The organism is Nocardiopsis sp. LDBS1602 (genome assembly GCF_035818715.1).
Lineage (GTDB): Bacteria > Actinomycetota > Actinomycetes > Streptosporangiales > Streptosporangiaceae > Nocardiopsis > Nocardiopsis alba.
The window spans coordinates 393,589-413,019 of the sequence record NZ_JAYLVW010000003.1 but is presented as its reverse complement, the minus strand read 5'-3'; the positions used below and the strand labels follow the sequence as shown (position 1 = coordinate 413,019).

Annotated in this window: 21 protein-coding genes; 12 read left to right on the top strand and 9 right to left on the bottom strand. The window is 65.9% G+C overall.

All coding sequences use genetic code 11. The features are described from left to right. Nucleotides 1-288: 288 nt before the first annotated feature. Together U9J66_RS13795 and U9J66_RS13790 are read right to left on the bottom strand one after the other, a co-directional pair. On the bottom strand, nt 289-840 hold the full coding sequence (locus U9J66_RS13795) for an HD domain-containing protein (protein WP_326337874.1): 552 nt from the start codon (nt 838-840) through the stop codon (nt 289-291). Between the two features lie 10 nt (nt 841-850). Further along, nucleotides 851-1,336 (bottom strand): GntR family transcriptional regulator, encoded by a 486-nt coding sequence (locus U9J66_RS13790; protein ID WP_326337873.1) that lies wholly within the window; start codon nt 1,334-1,336, stop codon nt 851-853. 1,306 nt (nt 1,337-2,642) lie between these two features. Between U9J66_RS13790 and U9J66_RS13785 the strand changes: the two genes are divergently transcribed. After that, nucleotides 2,643-3,377 carry an XRE family transcriptional regulator gene (locus U9J66_RS13785; RefSeq protein ID WP_326337872.1) on the top strand — a complete coding sequence of 245 codons (735 nt, stop codon included), beginning with the start codon at nt 2,643-2,645 and terminating at the stop codon, nt 3,375-3,377. Here the strand turns inward: U9J66_RS13785 and U9J66_RS13780 are convergent. Together U9J66_RS13780 and U9J66_RS13775 are read right to left on the bottom strand one after the other, a co-directional pair. After that, entirely contained in the window at nt 3,374-4,456 is a 1,083-nt protein-coding gene (locus U9J66_RS13780; RefSeq protein WP_326337871.1) for a helix-turn-helix domain-containing protein, read from the bottom strand. The genes U9J66_RS13785 and U9J66_RS13780 overlap by 4 nt on opposite strands. A 27-nt stretch (nt 4,457-4,483) precedes the next feature. Further along, the gene (locus tag U9J66_RS13775) at nt 4,484-5,158 is read right to left on the bottom strand and encodes a hypothetical protein (RefSeq protein WP_326337870.1); all 675 of its coding nucleotides are present in this window, start codon (nt 5,156-5,158) and stop codon (nt 4,484-4,486) included. A 989-nt stretch (nt 5,159-6,147) separates the two neighbouring features. Here U9J66_RS13775 and U9J66_RS13770 point away from each other — a divergent pair. The 3 genes from U9J66_RS13770 to U9J66_RS13760 all read left to right on the top strand — a co-directional run bounded on the left by U9J66_RS13770 (nt 6,148) and on the right by U9J66_RS13760 (nt 7,862). Further along, nucleotides 6,148-6,327 carry a hypothetical protein gene (locus tag U9J66_RS13770; RefSeq protein WP_326337869.1) on the top strand — a complete coding sequence of 60 codons (180 nt, stop codon included), beginning with the start codon at nt 6,148-6,150 and terminating at the stop codon, nt 6,325-6,327. 746 nt (nt 6,328-7,073) lie between these two features. After that, nucleotides 7,074-7,397, top strand: a complete 324-nt coding sequence (locus U9J66_RS13765) for a MerR family transcriptional regulator (RefSeq protein WP_014911489.1) — start codon at nt 7,074-7,076, stop codon at nt 7,395-7,397. A gap of 156 nt (nt 7,398-7,553) precedes the next feature. Beyond that, complete coding sequence (locus U9J66_RS13760; protein WP_017534445.1) at nt 7,554-7,862, top strand: hypothetical protein; 309 nt, start codon at nt 7,554-7,556, stop codon at nt 7,860-7,862. Between the two features lie 7 nt (nt 7,863-7,869). Here the strand turns inward: U9J66_RS13760 and U9J66_RS13755 are convergent, their stop codons facing one another. Continuing rightward, nucleotides 7,870-8,790 carry a nucleoside hydrolase gene (locus U9J66_RS13755; RefSeq protein ID WP_326337868.1) on the bottom strand — a complete coding sequence of 307 codons (921 nt, stop codon included), beginning with the start codon at nt 8,788-8,790 and terminating at the stop codon, nt 7,870-7,872. 337 nt (nt 8,791-9,127) lie between these two features. On the opposite strand from U9J66_RS13755, the gene U9J66_RS13750 reads away from it, so the two are divergent. The 8 genes from U9J66_RS13750 to U9J66_RS13715 all read left to right on the top strand — a co-directional run bounded on the left by U9J66_RS13750 (nt 9,128) and on the right by U9J66_RS13715 (nt 15,308). Beyond that, entirely contained in the window at nt 9,128-9,748 is a 621-nt protein-coding gene (locus U9J66_RS13750) for a hypothetical protein (protein WP_326337867.1), read from the top strand. Between the two features lie 311 nt (nt 9,749-10,059). After that, nucleotides 10,060-10,314, top strand: coding sequence for a hypothetical protein (locus tag U9J66_RS13745; RefSeq protein WP_238543887.1), 255 nt, complete (start codon nt 10,060-10,062; stop codon nt 10,312-10,314). A 410-nt stretch (nt 10,315-10,724) separates the two neighbouring features. Next, on the top strand, nt 10,725-11,018 hold the full coding sequence (locus U9J66_RS13740) for a lactococcin 972 family bacteriocin (protein ID WP_017534441.1): 294 nt from the start codon (nt 10,725-10,727) through the stop codon (nt 11,016-11,018). 16 nt (nt 11,019-11,034) lie between these two features. Next, nucleotides 11,035-11,337: a lactococcin 972 family bacteriocin gene (locus U9J66_RS13735; protein WP_014912390.1), complete on the top strand. Its 303-nt coding sequence runs from the start codon at nt 11,035-11,037 to the stop codon at nt 11,335-11,337. Nucleotides 11,338-11,356: 19 nt separating this feature from the next. After that, on the top strand, nt 11,357-11,659 hold the full coding sequence (locus U9J66_RS13730) for a lactococcin 972 family bacteriocin (RefSeq protein WP_326337866.1): 303 nt from the start codon (nt 11,357-11,359) through the stop codon (nt 11,657-11,659). A 57-nt stretch (nt 11,660-11,716) separates the two neighbouring features. After that, on the top strand, nt 11,717-13,768 hold the full coding sequence (locus tag U9J66_RS13725; protein ID WP_326337865.1) for a bacteriocin-associated integral membrane family protein: 2,052 nt from the start codon (nt 11,717-11,719) through the stop codon (nt 13,766-13,768). A gap of 19 nt (nt 13,769-13,787) precedes the next feature. Beyond that, nucleotides 13,788-14,474, top strand: coding sequence for an ABC transporter ATP-binding protein (locus U9J66_RS13720; protein WP_017534438.1), 687 nt, complete (start codon nt 13,788-13,790; stop codon nt 14,472-14,474). Between the two features lie 96 nt (nt 14,475-14,570). Then, the gene (locus U9J66_RS13715) at nt 14,571-15,308 is read left to right on the top strand and encodes a hypothetical protein (RefSeq protein WP_017534437.1); all 738 of its coding nucleotides are present in this window, start codon (nt 14,571-14,573) and stop codon (nt 15,306-15,308) included. 24 nt (nt 15,309-15,332) lie between these two features. Here the strand turns inward: U9J66_RS13715 and U9J66_RS13710 are convergent, their stop codons facing one another. The 4 genes from U9J66_RS13710 to U9J66_RS13695 all read right to left on the bottom strand — a co-directional run bounded on the left by U9J66_RS13710 (nt 15,333) and on the right by U9J66_RS13695 (nt 19,292). Beyond that, nucleotides 15,333-16,454 carry a PQQ-dependent sugar dehydrogenase gene (locus U9J66_RS13710; protein WP_014913090.1) on the bottom strand — a complete coding sequence of 374 codons (1,122 nt, stop codon included), beginning with the start codon at nt 16,452-16,454 and terminating at the stop codon, nt 15,333-15,335. A gap of 34 nt (nt 16,455-16,488) precedes the next feature. Then, nucleotides 16,489-17,652 (bottom strand): FUSC family protein, encoded by a 1,164-nt coding sequence (locus tag U9J66_RS13705; protein WP_161111067.1) that lies wholly within the window; start codon nt 17,650-17,652, stop codon nt 16,489-16,491. Between the two features lie 69 nt (nt 17,653-17,721). Beyond that, nucleotides 17,722-18,315: an O-methyltransferase gene (locus U9J66_RS13700; RefSeq protein ID WP_017534434.1), complete on the bottom strand. Its 594-nt coding sequence runs from the start codon at nt 18,313-18,315 to the stop codon at nt 17,722-17,724. 275 nt (nt 18,316-18,590) lie between these two features. Next, complete coding sequence (locus tag U9J66_RS13695) at nt 18,591-19,292, bottom strand: Crp/Fnr family transcriptional regulator (protein WP_014912800.1); 702 nt, start codon at nt 19,290-19,292, stop codon at nt 18,591-18,593. Nucleotides 19,293-19,431 lie beyond the last annotated feature (139 nt).

The window sequence follows — 19,431 nt, the reverse complement described above, 5'->3', positions numbered from 1 at the left end:
GGCGAGGTGCACCTCATCCCCGCGTGCGCGGGGAGCACAATGGACGGAAAACGCCGTAGAGGACCATCCCCGCGTGCGCGGGGCAACGAAAGGTTTGAACCTACGTCGTTTACCTGTCAGGCACGCTTTCTCTTAGCGTACAGCAGTTTTCAGATCGAAGTGCAGCGCAAAGAAGGTGAGGTGTGACAGGAAGGAGGCTTCAAGGGGATTGTGTAACTCAATGTACTTATTGGCGATAAGTGCATAGAAGTCGATCTTTATCGTTGTTGCGATCATGAACGAGTGGGTTCAGTCCGCTTCACCGAGACGCTGTTGCACCGAGTAGACCGAGGCCGTCAACAGCGGTGAAGCTCGAGAGATGGAGCGGTGCACCAGATGCTCAGGCGGGTAGCGGTCCAGGATCTCCGACAACCGTTGCTCCACTGGTACGTGGGTTCCATCCGGACCGGTGGTCATGTCCGAGTAGGTGAGCGCGTCCAACAGGTCGCCCGGAGGCGGAGCGAACTCCTCCTTGAGCACCTCTAGCAGCCCACGTTCCTCGGCCTCCACCACCGCACAGGAGTGGTAGGCCACCAAGGACACGAGGAGTTCGTCCGCCTCTTGGACGTCGCGTAGGTAGCGGGCCCCGTCGAGCGGGTGAAAACCCGTGATCGCCAGGTCGGGTGAGTATCCGATGTCGTGCAGCCAGGCGGAGGACTCCACCAGGTCGGCATGTTCCTTGAGCACTGACCGCAGAGACCGTGCCTGTTCGGCTACCCCCTGGGAATGAGCCCAGCGACGGGGAAGCGGTCCTTCGAGCAGTTCTCGCGCGAGCTCCCGCGCCCAGTGAACATGTCCCACATGTACCAGGCTAGCCTGTGGGTTTTTCCGACCCTTGAACGAACCGGCCTTTCCCGTGAACGGCGACGACAAGCCCGGTCCCTTCCAGCTCGGACAGGGCTTGCCGCGCCGTCCCGCGGGAGACGCCGTACTCGCGCACCAAGGCGGCCTCACTGGGCAGGGCATCCCCCAGGGAGAGGTCACCGCCGGCGATCTTCTCCCGGAGTTCCGCGGCGATGCGCCGGTACTGGGCAAGCGGGGTTCCGTCGCCCGAAGGGCTCTTGCGTTCCTCGACGGTGCACACGACGCGCCCTGTCCCCGGAAGCGCCCTGATCAGACGCTCCGACTCCAGTTCAGCCAGAGCCCGGCGCACCGTCGTGCGAGCCACCCCGAACTCCTGGCCGAGAGCGGCCTCGGAGGGGAGCGCGTCACCCGGCGCCAGGTCCCCGCTGGTGATGCGGGAACGCAGGGCGTCTGCGATCTGGTGGTACGTCCCCCAGGGGGTGCGCGGACTCAAGCGTGTTCCTCCTGGATGGAATCTGGCGAGCTACTATGCACACGCCTCACAGGGGAGCTTCGTGGTGTGCGTGCATGCACCGCAAATTCAACGTCCTCAAGTTGCATGCATGCAAGTCGCCCTGCATGGGCGTGAGCTTCTTAGTAAGCCTCTGAAGTCCGTGCTGATCCCCTGGTTACGACCAGAGCCATGTGTCTGGCGTCTGGGCTGAGGTCCGCAGGCATCGTCCGCAGACAACATCGGCAGTAACTCGCTCACGTGCTCGGGCTGCCATCGGCGGCCTCAGGGCTTGAGAGGCGGGTATGGCGCGGGTGCCGTGCGTCCTGTTCGGTCTGCCAGGCCATGTAGCGTCCCTGACGCTCCACAGCCGCCACCTCCTCAGCCGTCAGGGGTGCGTCATCGGGATCGATCAAGTCGGCCTCCGAGGGGTTGGAACTACGGGGCTAGGAATACTTCGAGTACGCAGGCGCTCTTCCAGCTGCGCTGGAGTGGGTTCGATCTCGGTGCGCCAAGGAGCGGTTCGAGCGCGAGCGGTGGCGACCCACAACGACCCTGTCCACGAGATCCGGTGCGTAGCACCCCAGGTCTGGTTCAACCGGGCCTACGTCAGCCGTGGGGGTTCCCAGCACTCTCCCTTGCGGTCCTGGTGATCGCCTTCATGGCCCTGATCGAGTACACAGGTGCAGCGGTATCCGTGTACGTCTAAACCGTTCTCGGAGCACTGCGGCAGCATCAAGGGACCTCCAGGCTGCGCAGGCCGTCCAGGACAGCCCGCAGGAGACCCTCTGTGGGAGCCGCAGGGAGCACCGGATGGGGAAACGAACCGGAGCCTGCTGTCAGTGCCGAACTTCTTGGACTGATGTAGGTGCGCACTCGGGAGGCCTTGCGAGGCCGGCGGTGGCGCAGTGCCTCCGAGGCCAAGTAGCGGACAGCCATCAGGGCTGAGGAGCTGAGGTATCGCGCACTCATGCTGCTTCGACCTCCGGACCAGAGGTCTTCAATAGCGTCTTCGGGATGGGCGAGGACGGATCAACTGGCCTAGCCACGTTCCGAGTCTTCGGGTGGCAACTCACCGGGGGCATGGTCGGTCCACGTGTCCACAGGTGTGAGGTCTGGTTCCACGTGGTGCTCCCTGCTCAGGTCAGGTGAGGCTCACACCCACGCCGAATGGCGTGCCGGAGCCTGCTTACATGCGGAAACGATGCTCTGAGTGAGCGGACATGTGTACCACGCATCAGACAACTTGAGGGAGGTCTAGGGACGTCTTCTGTTATCGTCGGGTCCCCGCACACCGGAGGACACTGACGTGAACGCTGCACTGCGCAAGGCGCTGGCCGCAGCCCAACTCACCGAGACCGACGTGGCTGCACATCTCGGCGTAGACCCCAAGACCGTCCGCCGCTGGTTCTCAGGGCAGCGCCCCTACCCCCGTCACCGTTGGGCACTGGCCGACCTTCTCCAGGCCAACGAAGCCGACCTTTGGGCGCAGGAAAACCAGACCGCTGCGGCCCAGGCCCCCAGATCAGAACATGTACAGAGCGTCTATGCGCATCGCTGGCAGGTGCCACGAGAAGTGTGGTGGGACCTGTTCAGTTCAGCGAAAAAAGAGATCGGCATACTGGTATACAGCGGTCTATTCTTGGCGGATGACGCAGGAATTCTTGGGTTACTGGAGCAGCGTGCACGAAGCGGAGTGAAAACTCGAATCCTCCTGGGCGACCCAGCGTCAAAAAAACTCGCGCAACGTGGCAAGGAAGAGGGCGTGGGAGAAGCAATATCCGCAAGAGCCAGAAATTCGATGCTTCTGTTAATGGCTCTTGCGGATGGTATTGAAGTTAGACTTCATTCGACAGTTCTATACAGCTCCATATTCCTGCCAGAGAGTCAGGCAATCGTCAATCATCATGTATATGGAATTCCAGCTTCGAAGTCTCCATTGGTACTTGTTGACAAGCACGAGAATCCAGAAATTTCAAAAATTTACCGGAGTAGCTTCTACGGTGTTTGGGATTCTTCTCCAGTCTTCCACGGCTGCCCTTAGACGAGCCGAAGATGATCCCTCTTCGATGATGTTGACTCTCCTGATCCCTGGACAGGGAGTGGGACTAGTCCGAAGAAATATTTATGGATCTCTGTTTCATGCAAATTGACATCTTCTGCCATTTCTCCAAGGCGGATACCCTCTTGGCGCAACGCCGACATCACCTTTTGGAGGAGTTGAGAAGTTTCTCTCGGTATCCCCCCTGGCTCTGCAGACCGGTATCCAAGTTGCGAAAGGCGTTTAACTGACGATCGGTAAGACCATTCAGAAGCCAGCTCCAAATCCTTCAAGCGATACGCTAGGGCAAGTGCTGAAACTCCCCATTTTTTCTTTGCGCGTATTATTCGCTCAGAATCTGCATTGCGCAACATTTGGGCCAAGATCCCTGACCGTGGCATCAGGAATGCACTAGCGAAGCGATTGGCCTCTTGTTCGGCGTTGGGGCCACTGGGGATCCTGTGCTCCGAGTGCATTATCAAATGACCAAGTTCATGCGCGGCGTCGAACCTGCTTCGCTCGCTGCTTTTTTTTTGCGAAAGCACAACGAACTTTGCGCCAGATGAAGATGAGAAAGAGAAAGCATCGACTGATTCACAGTTGGCAGGTAGAGAAAATACCCGTATGCCTTTTGATTCCAACAAGTGAATCATATTTGGTATCGGCGCTTCTCCCAGGCCCCAGGCCGACCTTACTCGAAATGCAGCCTCTTCAGGAGGGACTCTTGGAAGCGTGGGAAGGGAAGGCTGAGGAAGGTTAAACCTGTCTTCTAGCCAAGCATTAATCTCGATGCAAATGTCGCTTACTGACCGGGCGGATTCCCTCTCTGAGGCGCTCATCTTGGAGAGGGCCCTGAAGCTAATTGCCTCGGTGGGGATATTCTCTGCATCGGGCGCTGTAAGGAAACCAGTTGGCACGGAAAGTGCTTCAGCTAGAATCTGCAGAGTTGCTGGCGTAGGGACCTTGCTGCCATTCTCATAAGCTGTGATGCTCCGAGAAGAAATGCCAGACATTTCAGCAAGACGTGCCAAAGTCATGCGACGCATTTTTCTTGCTAGAACCAAACGTGTGGGCGTCAACATGACTTTGGCACTCCTGCTTCTTAAAGTCTAGACTGCACGGCGGAACTCAACCTGAACCTCGGGCGACTCCGGAGAATCGTCAGGCTTGTCGAGGTCATCGTGAATCCCGTTCGGGAATCCCTCTTCGGGCAAACTGACGAGAATTCTCTCGCTGAATTTGTCAACGTAGCCTCCTGTCATCTCGACAGGCATCGACAATTCGCAGCGAATCTCCCCCTTTTCTCTCTTGAAAAGAAGGAACCACGTTGGAACCAGATCGACAGCCGGGGACCGATCTTCGATTCCGGAAACTCTGAAAAGAGGAAGCTGATTGTATTCCAGCATCTTCTTGATGGCTTTGCCTTTGGGGTTCTTTGCCTTGATCTCGCCGTTTTTGGCGCGAGATTCCCCGATTCTGCCCGAGCCGCTCATGACGGTGATTGCAAAATCATAGGAAGGGTGGATGCAGCGCAAGATCTGGTTGCGGTTACTGAATCCCCATCCTTGTGCGATCTTCTGTTCCCGGAAGTTTCGATTGCTCCGGGACCACATAAGGAAACCAGCCGTGGCATCCCCGTCCAGCTCCGTACACGTACGTGCTTCAGCGAGGCCTTCATGAAGTGCGCGCCAAAGCTCTTCAGGCGTGACATCGAGCTGCCGCAGCCGTTCTTCTGCTGCCGCTCCAACGTGGCAGATCGGCTCAGGCCAGGACTCGGGTTCCAAGGGGGGCCTCCCATCATCGGTTCCTAGAACTTTACCTCAGATGAGGGCCGATTTTTGGAACCGGCCACATCGAACACTAGTACGACTGTGCGTGTATGTCAAGGCAGATGGCTCATTCTGGCACGATATGCTTGTCAAGTGGTGTCCATGCAAGCGAAACGGGTTCAATCTCACCTAAAAGAAACGAAAAGTTTTTGTTGCGGATTGCCGAATAAGGCTGTATGGGGTCAAGGCGACGGCGCAAGCGCCGTCGCGGCGGCTCGCCGCCCGGCTCGGGCTGCGGGCTCACGCCCGGTCCCTCGCACGGTCGGCAGCCACACCGTCCCAGTTCCACGCAGCAACCCCACACGAGCGACGGAGTCGGTCAAGGACCAGTGGTACCAAGGGGCTCGCGCCCCCTGGCCCCCCCCGGGCCCACATGGAACCTGGCGCGGCACAGGACGTGCGGGAGTACAGACCGATCGCGCCAGAACCCATGCGGGACCAAACCCGTGGTTAAGCACCGCCGGGGTTACTGGGGCGGTGGAGCACGAAAACGCGAACGGACCCGGTTCCGGGAATCCAGCTCATCCCGTCCGAGGCATGCCACACACGTGCCACACGGTGCGGGCAACTGCGGGGAACCACGGGGACTCGCGGGCAGCCAGATCACGTCAACGCAGGTAGGCGAGTCGCAAGGTCAGCCACCAGAGGCGTTCTCGGCTTCCCAAACTGATAACGCGGGTTCGATTCCCGTCATCCGCTCCACGACACACAAGGCCAGGTAGTTCGAGGCGACTCGGACCCTGGCCTTTCGCGTTCACGGGGTCCCGCTCCGGTCGCCGTACCGTCTCTTGGGCCAGGGTTCACGCGAGTCGTTCGGCCCGCGGCGCCTTACCGTTAGGAGCCGACATCGGTGCCACACCTGACCACAGAGCGGGAGCCCCCACCTCATGTCTTTCTCTTGGGCGTCACGACCTTGGTTTCTGGCTGTGAGTGTCCTCCTCACCATGGCCGGAGCCGTAATGCTCTGGCTGGATCCCGACATCATGGTGCCGTTCCAAATGTGGATGTTCACGATCGTGTGGGCGATGAACGTGGTGGGCTGGGTCGCCCTGTACGTGCTCCATCGAGTTCGTTCCCGGGATCGTCAGCAGATCTCGTCTTCCAGCGAAGAGCCTGATCTGTAGCCCTCGGCCATGGCGGTGCCATCGATGCCCGACGGGGTCGTGACGAACGTCTGGACGAGTTGCTCGCCGGACGTGTTCCGGTCGCCCCCGCCGACGAAGCCGAGTGGATCACGAACGGCACTCCCCTTCGTCGACCGTGCGCACGAAACGGGGCGGACCCGGGAGGGGTCGGCGCCCCGGGCAGGCCGGACCAACGGAGAACCGGTCTCGACGAGAACCGAAAACCTACAGCGGCCACAGTAGACATAGACCTTCCGCCCCGGTATATTTTCTGTCGTAGCCACAGAGATACACGGCTTGACCACCGGATACGCCGGTGGAGAGCAGGACGGCTCGACGGTGTGCACGTGCTTCAAGACACCGGGGCCGGTAGTACCGGTCTCTCGCTCGCACAGGGGGGACCACAGCAGGAGAAGTACGCGGTAGGGCTCGACCGGCGCACGGTTGTCAGGCGTCGGGAGCCGGTAGGACCGCAGTCGAAAGTAACGCACGAAGTGAGAAGCGAGAGGAGTAGATGCCATCAGGATCGCCCGGGCGAGGAGAGGTTCCGCTCGGGTACCGCAGGCCCCTGATTCGGAAGAAGGTGGTCCACGGTCACACAACCGCGATCCCCGCGATCCCGTTTCGGCTTTACCTCGGGAAGCGGAAGACCGGCAGCGACCGGTAGGTGGTATTGAACTCTCGGGCCCCGGTGCCGTACGGCACTGGGGCCCTCGACGTGCGTTCAGGAGAAGAAGGACACGCACTTGCCCCGTCCCGAGACCGGTAATCGGTTCGACGATGACGACTATCCCGCTTACACCGTGGGCGCAGCGGCGGAGATGATCGGCGCCACGCCGGCCTTCCTACGCGCCCTAGGCCAGGCCAAACTGATCGAACCCCTGCGTTCGGAGGGCGGCCATCGCCGCTACTCCCGCTACCAGCTCAAGATCGCCGCCCGTGCCCGCGAACTCGTGGACGAGGGTACGCCGATCGAATCCGCCTGCCGCATCATCATCCTCGAGGACCAGCTGGAGGAGGCCCGGCGCATCAACGAGGAGTTGCGCGCCACCGACCCGCCCCGGACGTGAGGCCGCACCGAGGCCTGCGGCGGAACGGGGATCACAGAGGTTCTCGCCCGGAGATCGTGCCATATGCCCTGGTCCGGGACGTTCAGGTGCGGCTTCGGGGGGAACAACCGTGGAAGAGACCACGCTGGTGAGTTCTTCGGGAAGGAGGGCCACGCCATGACCCTCTCCATCACCGCATACGTCGGATACAGCCACCTCTTCCCCGGGGCCCGGTTGTGGCTCGAGACCTCCGGAGAGAGACTCGAACACATGCCGGAGGTGTTCGCCTTGGAGTTCTCCGACGGCTCCTGGTCGAGCGCGCACCTGTTCCATGAGCCGGGCGACGGCTCCTGGGAACTCATCGTGGAGGGCTATTCCACGAAACGGGGGACCCCGGTCGACGAACGGGTCTGGACCGTCACGGCGGCCGAGGCCCTCGAAGGAGGCCTCGAGCTGAAACTCGGCTCCCGCCTCCCCTCGGGGTGATCGCCCACTACCATCGCTCGGCCCCGACCGGTTCTCCGGCGGGGTCGAGCCGTGTGTACAGCCAGGACATGAAGGCGCGGTAATCGGCGGACGCGCTGACGCGCACCGGGGTCCCCCGCTCGGCCTCGGTGGTGCGACCGATGGCGTCCACGGTCAAGGGCATGGGGGTGAAGTCCACGAAGGGCTCCCCCAGGGCGACGCTCAGGGTCAGGGCGTCGTGCTGCCTGGTGGACGGGTGGAACCCGGCGAACCATCGGTCGAGGTGGTCGACCAGTAGGGACGCCCAGGCGGGGGTGTTCGGCGCGCTCAGCGCACGGTACAGAGGATGGTCGGCGGCGATCTCGGTGTCGGGGACGAACGTGATCTCGGAGGTGACGAACTCCGGGGGTTCCAGGCGTCCGTCGGCGGTGGCCCCGAAGACCGTGTGGACCGCGGCCACGTCGAGCCGGAAGTTGTGTTCGGCGCGTTCGGGCGCTCGGTAGCGCAGGGCTCCGCCCATCTGGGTGACCCGGAGTCTCGGGGCGACCTCGGGGGCCCGTTCGAGCAGGAGGGCGAGGTTGCTCAGAGGCCCCATTCCCACCCAGCGGATCGGACCGGGGCGGGTGGCGGCGATCGCGCGGACCGCGGCCACGACGTCGGTGTCCTGGGGCGGGATCGTGTCGGGGACGAGGTCTTCGACGCAGTGGTGGCGGGTGGGCGAGAGCGCGGCTCCGGCGACGACCGGAACGTCGGCTCGACCGATCTCGTTCAGCAGGTGCCGGGCGAACCTGGCCCGGCCTCCCTCCCCTTGATCCCCCGTGGTCTCGTCCGAGGTGAGGATCAGGGCCAGGTCGGGGACGTGGCGGGCCGCCGCCGCGACCGCTATGGCGTCATCGGCGTCGCCCCCGATGTCGGTGTCGATGATCAGGGCACCTCGTCGAGACCCCATCGCGCTCTTCTCCATCCGTTCCCTCCTCATGGTCGCTTCGTCGTTCTCCGGTCGGGACGGGCCCAGGCGACGATCGTGTGGACGGGCCGGGGCACGGGGATCTCTCACGCCGGGGGTGTGATCCGTGGTCACCCTAGAACCCGGAGTGTCACGTGGGGCAGGCGGGGTTCGCGACCCCGGACGCCCCGCACCCTCACCGGAGAATCGGCTGGTCACGAACACGCGAAGCGACCGTCCGCCACCACACCCCGTTCACCAGCGCAAACGCCGTAACCCCAGTTGAGCGGCGTTTCGCGCGGGGGCCCGGGGGCAGAGAAGGTCGCAGGAGGTACCCCCCGTGGAGACCCAGACCGTCATCATCGTCGTGATATCCGTCCTGGTCGTCCTCGCCGGAGGAGCCGCGTTCCTCCTCGCGCGCAGGCTCCTTCCCGCCCGGCGGACCGCACGGCTCAGGGAGCGTTTCGGCGCGGAGTACGACCACGCCGTCCGAGCCCACGGGGACCTCGCGGAGGCCGAGCGTGACCTCTCCGCACGTCTGGACCGGAGGAGGGGGTTCTCCCCGCGGCCCCTCTCCGACGAGGAGAGACGGGACCACGGAGACACCTGGTCCGTGATCCAGCAGGGTTTCGTGGACGATCCGGTCGGCGCCGCGCGCGACGCCCGAGGTCTGGTCGAGACCATCATGACGGACCTCGGGTACCCGGGCCTCCCCTCTGGAACCGATGACGACGCGGGGTTCGAACGCGTGGCCAGAGCCTTGTCCGTGGACCATCCGGAGGCCGTGGCCGTCCTCCGGCGGGCCCACGCGGCCGGGCGTCCGACCATGGACGACCGGGAGCGCACCGAGAACCTCCGTGAGGTGCTGATCGCCTACCGGGGGCTGGCCGACGCCCTGCTCGGAGGCCTGCCGACCACAGGAGACGCATCGCGCGGAGAGCGGATCGAGGAGGCGGATTGAGCGGTTTCGACGATACCGATCAGACGGCGCCGGAGCGGCGTGAGGTCCGTTGGACCCTGCGCGCTCGGGAACCTCGTGTGCCCGGGCAGAGAACGGACCCTTCCGCTCCGTCCGAGAGCCGAGGGCCACGGGACACCGGAGTGGAGCGGGAGGCGGAAACGGTGGAGCGACCCACGAGTGCGGTCCGGGACGACGAGAGTCCTCGGCCCGGATCGAAGGAGGCGACCCGTCCTCGTGAAGGTGAACGGGCCGACGATCGGAGAACCCCCGCACCCGACTCCACCGGCTCCCGATCTCTCCGGCCGCACGGGATGGACGCGGCAGAGGTCCGGAGGCGTTGGCGAGAGATCCAGGGCGGCTTCGTCGACGGTCCCGGAGAGTCCGTGCTGGAGGCCGACGCTCTGGCCGCGGAGATCACCGAGGCCCTGGTCACCGCGTTGGAGCGGCGACGAGCGGCACTCCGCGCCGCCTGGGACGGCGACGAGAAGGCCGATACCGAGACGCTCCGGCTGGCCCTGCGCGAATACCGTGCCTTCATCCAACGACTGAACGGCGACGAGGGCTGACCTCTCTCCTCGGAGGGCCCGTGCCTTGGAGCGCGGGCCCTCCGACCGTTGCCCGCTTTCTCTTACCGGGGTGAGGGGCGTCGTACCCGACCGGTGCATCGGGCGGATGCTCGTGGTCGTCCTTCCCTCTCCGGGGCCGTTGGACGCCTTCCCTGAGTGCTGCTCAGATCGACGCCCTCTGCCCAGAAATTCCTGTTTTCGCGATGATTAACCCCTTTTCACTCGCCGCTTTTACCTTGAACACGGACCCGCTTTTTGATTCTGGCCGCATACGGCCAGAAAAGAGAAGTAGCGAAAATCCATGGCAAGACTGGTTTTCAAGGGAGGGCGAGAAGGGGTCCTCATCGACGGTCCCCTTTCACACCTTCTCGCACGATTCCACAGGCGACCATCACGGAAGGAAGACCGCCATGAGGAGGAGTGTCCTCGGAGGGTCGATCACGGCCCTCCTCACCACCGGAGCCCTCGCCGGCGCCATGGGCGCCGCCCTCGCCGCCACCTCCATCGGAGGCGGAACCTGGCATCACGGTGTCACGGAGACCAGCGTCTACTCGAACTATCACCACCCGTACAACTGCCACGGCTCCACCGCCGTGGGCACCTACACGGACCGTTCCCGGAACACCGAGCCCGGACGCACCTCCCACGCGGGAGCCCCCAAGGCCTGGACCAATAACCAGTCGTACTACCGCAACGGTTGTTGAACCGAAAAGGGACGCCGTGAAAAATCTCGAGAACCTCCTCCTCGTTCTCCTTCTCTCCATCGGAACCCTCATGGGGGTCTCCGGAACCGCCCACGCCGCCTATTCCCTCATCGGGGGTGGGGAATGGAGCCGCGGGGTCACCGGAGCCCCCGGCGCCGGCACGGTCTACTCCCGCTATCTCCACGGCACCGCCTGCCACGGGGCCACCGCCGTGGGCACCCGTACCGTCCGCGTCGACGAACAACCCGGCCGCTGGGCGCACGCCGTCGCCCCCAGGGCCAACGCCAACAACCAGACCTACTGGCGTAACCACTGCTGACCCGCGAAGGGGTACCTCCGTGTCCACCCTCGAACGTCTCGTCATCGCCGTACTCGTCACCGCGGGGATCACCGCGGGCTCCGTAGGCACCGCGCACGCGGCACGCTCCCATGTCGGAGGCGGGGTATGGGAGCGCAGCCTCACCGGCGTCCCCGGCCAGGGCCTGGTCCGCTCGCACTACCACCATCCGAAGAACTGTCACGGGGCCACCGCCGTGGGCACCCATACCGAACGTGTCGGCGCCCCGGCCGGCACCTGGGCCCGGGCCGAGGCCTCCCGCGCCCTGGCCAACAATCAGCAGTACTGGCGTAACGGCTGCTGATCACGGAGGCATCCGCGGCCCTCGACCCCCTCCCGCCCCCATGAACAGGACCGCCAGGTGCCCGACCGGACCCTCTCCTTCGCCTACACGGCGTGCGTCGTGTTCGCCGTACTCGTCGCCTTCCTCCTGGCCGCCACCGCCGAACGGACCATCTACGTACTCGACGACGCCGAACTGATCTGGATCACCGAGAACGACGGCACCCACGCGACGGACGAGGTCGCGCGGACCGTCCAAGAGGTCGCCGACGCCCATGGGGCCGCGATCGGCTACAGCGTCCTCGACGTGGACGAACCCTCCTCGAAGGCCCACATGTACCTGGCCGTCTCCGACCCCGACTCCCGCTACGCCGACTGGCTGCGCGACGGCTACCCGTCCTTCGGCCGAGGCTTCACCGTCCAGACCCACCCCATCACCGACTTCGGCCGGGTCGGCCCCAACGGCTACTACCTGTTGTTCGGAGCCCCTGAGGCCGAACCGGCCCTGCGCGCGGCCTTGGCCGAGCACGGTCTCCACGAGGCTCCGGGCACACGGACGACCCGGCTGTGGCATTTCTTCTCCGGCGGCCCCCTGCTCCACCTCGTGGTGATCGCGCTGCTCGGCACCATGACGGCCACCGGCGCCGGGGTACTGCTCGGCTCACGTGAGCACGCCGTCAAGCGGTTGCACGGGTGGTCGCGAACGCGCGTACTGCTTTCCGAACTGGTCCGGATCGCCCGCCTGTGGGCCGTCGTCCTCCCGGTGACGGCCGTCCTCACCCTGATCCTGCTGTGGTTCTACAACGGGGGGAACCAGTTCGGCTTCCACGCCCGCCTCACGGTGCTGTTCCTCGTCGTGTTCACCCTGCCGTGCCTGGTGGTGCACGCCTGCGCGCTCGCCCTATCGCGGACGGTCGGGATCCTGCCCGCTCTGGAGGGAAGACTCCCCGTCCTCGGCGCCCTCGTGGCGATCAACGCGGTACGGATCCCCGCCCTGGTGCTGACGCTGGTCGTCCTGGGCACCGTGGTCTCGACCGCGCAGAGTGTCCGCGACCAGCGTTCGGGGCTGGAGGTCTATGAGAGGTACGGCGACACCTCGCGCCCCGCGCTCAGCGCCGACTACGGCTGGGCCGACGCGGAGGCGGTCGACGGGTTGCTCGGTCCGTGGCTGCGGCGGGTCGACGTCACCGGGGACATGGTGTTGTCCGTGCTCCTCTCCCCCGGGGAGTTCCTCCCCGTCGGGACGGACCCTCCCGTCATGGACACCCCGATCCTCGTGGTCAACGACGGCTATCTACGCGCGGAGGAGGTCCTGTCCCCCACCGGAGAGCGTTACGGCCCGGACGAGAGCGTGCGGCTGCTCCTGCCCGGTCCGGCTCTCGAGCACGAGGCGGACCTGCGCCAAGGGGCGGCCGGTTGGCTCGCCATGAACGGCGAGGAGGGTCGGGAGCCACCGAGGATCGAGACGGCGCCCCTCGCCGACGATCGGAGCGTATTCGTCTACGGGGCGCAGGAACGTCTCGGTGGTACGAGCCCCCTGGTGGAGGACCCGGTCCTCGTCGTGCTGCCCGCCGGAAGGGTGCTCTCCGACAGCGGCTACGTCGACCACATGTCCGCCCGGCAGACGATCTTCCCCGACCCGGACGTGGTGGAGACGTTCCGTTCCGGGGACCCGTGGGCGGCCCGCTACATCTCCATGGTCGAGACGCTGGCCACCAGCGCGCACAGGACGTACGACCTCACGTCGGGGATCCTGCGCGACTCCCTGCTCAACCTGGTCGGAGCGGGCGCGATCCTGCTGTTGACCGCCATGGCCGCGTGCGTCGTCCACGTCCGCGTCCACGCGCAGAGGATCTTCGCCCGGCACCTCTGCGGCCACTCCTTCCTCACCACGCACCGACGCCTGTTGGCGGTCGAAACGGCGATCGCGCTGGGTTTCGTGGGCTGGACCGTCCTCGATGCCCTCCGTACCGGTGCCGGACCGCACGACCTCGCACCTCTCTCGGCACCCGACGGAGGCGCCGGACCGCTCCACGCGGTGGGCATCGTCCTGCTCTCACTCGCCCTCACCCTGGGCACCCTCCTCCTCTTCCACCGACGCATCGTCCGCGAAGGCTCCTCCCAGGCCTGACCCGACCCGAGGGAACGACATGATCACCCTGGAAGCTCTCAGCAGGTCCCACGGCTCCCGTGTCCTGTGGAAGGACCTGGATCTCGCCGTCGAGGCGGGGCGAACACTCGCCCTGGTCGGTGCCAGCGGGTCGGGCAAGACCACCCTGCTCAACTGCATGGGGCTGTTGGACGAACCCGACTCCGGGCGGATCCTGTTCGAGGGCACCGACCTGACCCGGGCCGGCCCCGGACGGCGGCGCCGGTTCCGCCGCGACCACCTCGGCTACCTGTTCCAGGACTACGCCCTGGTCGAGAACGCCACCGTCCGAGCCAACCTCGACATCGCCCGCCGGCGGGGTTCGGGCCTGGATCACGAGCGGGCGTTGGAGCGGGTCGGTATGGCCGGACGCGCACGAGAGCGGACGCACCACCTGTCCGGGGGCGAGCGTCAACGTGTCGCCCTGGCCCGTCTCCTGGTCAAGGACCCGTCCCTGGTACTGGCGGACGAACCGACCGGGGCCCTGGACGAGGGCAACACCGGCGCGGTCGTGGAGCTTCTCCACCGGATGAGCCGAGAGGGCCGCGCGGTGGTCATCGCCACGCACGACGAACGCGTGCGCGACGCCTGCGACACCGTCCTCGATCTGGGCCCGTCACGAAACACCGTCGTCGGGGCCGGTTCCGGCAAGCCCCTGAAAGGTGGGGATCACGGCTCGGAGGGGTAGCATCGGGGACGATTCTCCCCCGTCCGCGTGCCCCCGGCCTCCGGAGCCGGCGGGAGCCGTGCGACGGATCGACCCCGGGACACGGAAACGGACGGCATGGACGCTGAAGAGACCCAGGTCATGGCCAGGACCGCTGAGTTCACCATCACCACGAGTTGGGAGACCCAGGTCCGGGGGCGTGTGGCCGCCGCCGTCGACCGGTTCCGCGGCCCTCTCACCGAGCTGGTGGAACGCGACGCAAACGACGGTGACACACGACTGCTCGTCGCCGACTTCTTCGATGTCGGGCTGAACTTCAGCAAATACCAGGACCTGACCACCGAGTTCCGCACCAGCGGCGACTCGATCGACTACGCGATCGTCCTGGAGGGCGAGCTCTTCGCCCCCATCGACGTTCGTCGGATCGGGCAGGAACTGGACCTGCGCAACATCCAGATGTCGCGGCGCCTGGCGGCCGAGCGGGGCGCGGAGTGGGTCTTCCTGACCAACGGTCGGGTCTGGCGGGCCTATCACCTGCGTCCCGACGGTGACGGTCACACCCCGATCCCGATCATCGACGTCGACATCCTCGACGAGGAGGGCTACGACCGCGCCGTCGACGGACTGTTCCACATGACACGCGAGTCGGTGGAGCACGAACGTCTGGAGGCGCTGCGCCGTTGGCGGGAGGCGGTCGAGGCCGCGCCCCTGGCCGAATCCCTGGTGAGCGACGAGGTCGTGGCCGCGATACGTTCCCGGCTGCGCGAGGACTCCGGGCACCGCGGCCACCTGGGCGAGGACGAGGAGATCCGACGCGTCCTCACCGAGGAGGTCGTCTCACGCGGCCTGCTCTGACCTCGCCGCCCTTCGGTCTCCGCCTCATTCCAGGGGTACTCCCAGGACACGGTCGTCGCCCTCGGCGGGCGTGCCTCGGGAGTCCCGGTTGCTGGTGGTCACCCACAGGCCGTCGCCCTCGGGGGTGGCCACGACGGTGCGCAGGCGTCCGTACTCCCCGACGAGGTGGTCGCGGGGTTCGCCGACCGTCCCGTCTCCGGTGAGGGGCACCTCCCAGAGGCGTTGACCGCGCAGGGCCGCGACCCAGAGCGAGTCGCCGGCGACCGCCGCCCCGCTCGGAGAGGCCTCGGACGGTTCCCAGGTGAGCAGCGGGTCGGTGTACTCGTCACCGCCACCGGGACCCTCGACCACCGGCCAGCCGTAGTTGTTCCCCGGTTCGATCAGGTTGACCTCGTCCAGGGTGTCCTGACCGAACTCGATCGCGTACAGGTTCTCCTCGTCGTCCCAGGCCAGGCCTTGGACGTTACGGTGCCCGTAGGTGTACACGAGGTCGTCGAACGGGTTTCCGGGGGCGGCCTCCCCGTCCGTGGTGATCCGCAGGATCTTCCCGGCGAGCGAACCGGTGTCCTGGGCCGCCTCTCTGTCCTGGGCGTCACCGGTGGCGACGTACAGGTGGCCGTCGGGGCCGAAGGCGATCCGTCCCCCGTTGTGGGTGGAGGCCGCCGGGACACCGTCGAGGATCACCTCGGCCTCGCCGAGTCTCCCGGTGTCCTCGTCGTAGTCGACCCGGGCGACCCGGTTGTCGGATGCGGCGGTGTAGTACACGTAGACATGGGGGTTCTCGGGGAAGTCCGGGTCCACGGCCAGTCCGAGCAGTCCGCCCTCACCTCGGGGCGAGACCCCCTCGACCGTTCCCGCCTCCGAGCGTTCCCCCTCTCGGTCGACCAGGGCGACCTCCGCGGAGTCGCGTTGGGCGATCAGCGCCGAACCGTCGGGGAGGAAGTCGATCCCCCACGGTACTTCGAGGTCGGTGACCAGGTCGCTCGGTTCACCGAGCGAGGTGCTCCCGCCTTCGGTGCCCTCCCCCGTGCCCGTCGTGACCGCCTCGTCGGTGGAACAGGCGGTGAGCAGGAGTAGGGATCCCAGAACGGCGAGGGGGCCGGTCGCACTTCGTTTCGTCCGGATGCGCGTTCCTATGCGTGTCATGTCGCAGATCTGCCCACTCTGCGCGCGCGTACCCTCACTCGAGGTCGCCGCGTTCCCCTTCCCGGGTGGTGTTCTCGTACCCCTGATGGAGCTCCTCCAGCAGACGTTCGGTGTCGGTGAGCAGGGCGCTGTACACGGGCCAGCAGGCGTCGTCCCACCTCTCGCGCACCTGCTCATGGTTCTCGTCCACCCCGCGCAGCGTGTCCTCGATCAGGGACCGTAGCTCCTCGGAGACGACCCGATGTTCCGGCTCCTCCTGGTCGTGGACCAGCCGGAAGATCTCGGAGGCCCGCTCCAACAGAGGCGCGAGCTCACGAAGGAAGGCGTCGTCGGGCGCGGGGAAACGGGAGCCCTCGCGCACCGTGGTGCGCAGTGTCCGCACCAGCGACTGCACGTGACGAGAGGACCTGCTCAGCGCCTGGATCCAGTCCCGATAGACGTCCAGACCTCCGTCCGGGATCCGCCGGGGGGCCACGAGGCGTCGTGGGTTGAGCCGGAACCGGTCCTCCTGCCTGCGTACGGATTCCAACGCGTTGCTCACGACCCCGTCGAGCCCCTCGGCGGCGTCGCTCCATTGGTCCAGGTCCAGCCCGTCCTTGCCCTTGGACAGACCGTCGGCGATCTCGCCCGTGAGGGAACGTAGGCTCGACGCGAAGTCCAGCACGGCGTTCTCGGCGTCCTTGAACCTGATCGCCGGGGCCAAGAAGACGTTGGTGAGCAGGGCGCAGACCGCGCCCACGCAGACCATCGACAGGAGGGAGCCCAGATCCTGGGCATCGGTGGCGGTGCCGCCGGCCAGGGCGAAGGCCGCGACCACCGGGATCTGGGTCCCCTGTTCACCGAAGAACCGCACCTGCCCGAAGGCCAGCGCCACCAGGACGACCAGGGCGAACGACCAGACGGTGGCACCGACGGTGAGGCCGGTGAGCCCGGCGACCAGGGCGCCCGCGAACACCGCGGCCACGTACCGACCGGACTGGAGCACCGACCCGTACACGCTGGGCCGGACGACCAGGAGGGCGGTGAAGGGCGCGAAGCCGATCTGGGTGGACGCGCCCAGAAGGTAGGCCACCACGTAGGCGAGCGTCGCGGCCACCGCCGACTTGAGGATGATGACCGCGGTCTCGCGCTCGAACCCACGTCTGCTGTAGACCCGGTCGAGCCTGCGCCGCAACCTCCGCAATCGTGTATCGATCATGCTTCTCCCGACCGCACTCGGATCCGGACGGGAGGACCCGCCCGGTACGCTCACGAACGTTCGAAGGCGTTACTTCCGCACCATGACCAGCACGCCGCAGGACCAGCCGAGCAGAGGAAGGCGCTCCCAGCCGGCGCGCGACTCCAGGTTCTCCAAGAGCCCTTCCACCGCCAGGCAGTGGTCCTCGGGCTCGGAGGTGCGCTCGGGCTGCCTGGCGAGATCGTCCACCACGTAGAAGCCGCCCCGGTCGACCAGGGAGAGGGCCTCGTCGAGGTGGGTGAACTTGCCCGGGCCGGTATTGGCGAACACCATGTCGTATCCGGGTCCATCGTCGGTGGCCCGATCGGAGAGCCAGGTGCCGCCGTCGGCCTCGAAGATCGTCACACGAGGGTCGGCGGTGTGGTGGCGACGCGCCACGCCCAGGCACTCGGGGTCGTTGTCCAGGGTGTCCAGCCGGGCCCGCTCGTCCATCCCCGCCAGAAGCCACGCGGTGCCCACCCCGGTTCCGGTCCCCAGTTCGAGCACCCGGCCTCCGGGCTTGGAGGAGACGAGGGCCCTCAGGAGGTGACCGACGGCCTCCTCGCAGGACATCCCCAGGCCGAGACCCTCGGTGTCGACCTCGATGGCGTCCAGGGTGCGGGGTCGCGGAACGGACTGTGTCATGGACACGAGGCACTCCCTGGTCGGTGCGTGCAGGTCCGTCCAGGCTAAGCCCGACGAGCCCGATGATCCAGGAGGTGGGGGCCGCCGGAATGGTGCCGTCCTCACCACTCCGGCGACCGTCACCACTCGGATCCCCCGGGTAAGCGACGCCGGAGGACTGAGCGCTACCCGAACGGGGGTGAGAGGTCGGGCATGGTGCCCGAGAGCATTGTGCCCGGTTCGGCGGCGGGAAACCACCGACCAGTCCGCAATTCGGACATGAGGGCCCCGGACCCTCACGCGTTCTCGTAGACCCCGTTCAGCCTCTCCATGTCCACGATCACGACATTGCGGTAACTCGACACCAACAGCCCCTCGGAACGGAACCGACGGATCGCGTTGCCGACGGCGTCGGTACGGGCCCCGATGAGCTTGCCCAGATCCGTGTGCGAGAGCCGAACGCCCAGGTCGGTGCCGAGAGGGGTGGACGTGCCGTGCCGCTCGGCCAGGTCGACCAGCACCCGGGCCAGTCGGGCCTCCACCTCGTAGCCCACGAACTCGGCCCGATGCCGGTCCGCCCACTCCAGACGCTCCCCCACCATCGCCAACAGCGCCCGCCAGGCCTCCGGGTGCTCCTCCAGGAACGACTCGAACACCGAGTGCGGGAAGACCCGGACCGACAGGGCCGAGCACGAGGTGACCGTCGCGATGGCCGGGGTGTCGCGGAACATGCTCAACTCACCGACCAGGTCGCCGCGCAGCCGGATCCCGAACATCGCCTCCGTGCCGTTGCGCAGCACCGAGGTGACCTTCACGCAGGCCGCGTCTCCGGGTTCGTCCTCGGGAGGTCCCAGCAGCATGACCTGCTCGTCCTCGTCGCCTTGGGCGATGAGGACCTGGTTCGCGGGCAGATGGCGCGGTGGCGCCAGTGAGAGCAGTCGGGAGGCCGCGAGGTCCCCGACTCTGGACATGAAGGTGCCCGCCGGCCAATCGGTCATGCGTCCTCCCCCTCGATCCCCCCTTCATCATGCCCGTGTGTCCCCCGAAGCCACGGGAGGGCGCGGAAAACACGAGAACTCGTGACTTTGGTCCGGAATCCCCAGGTCAGGACTTCGCATCGACCATCGGGGAGAAAGG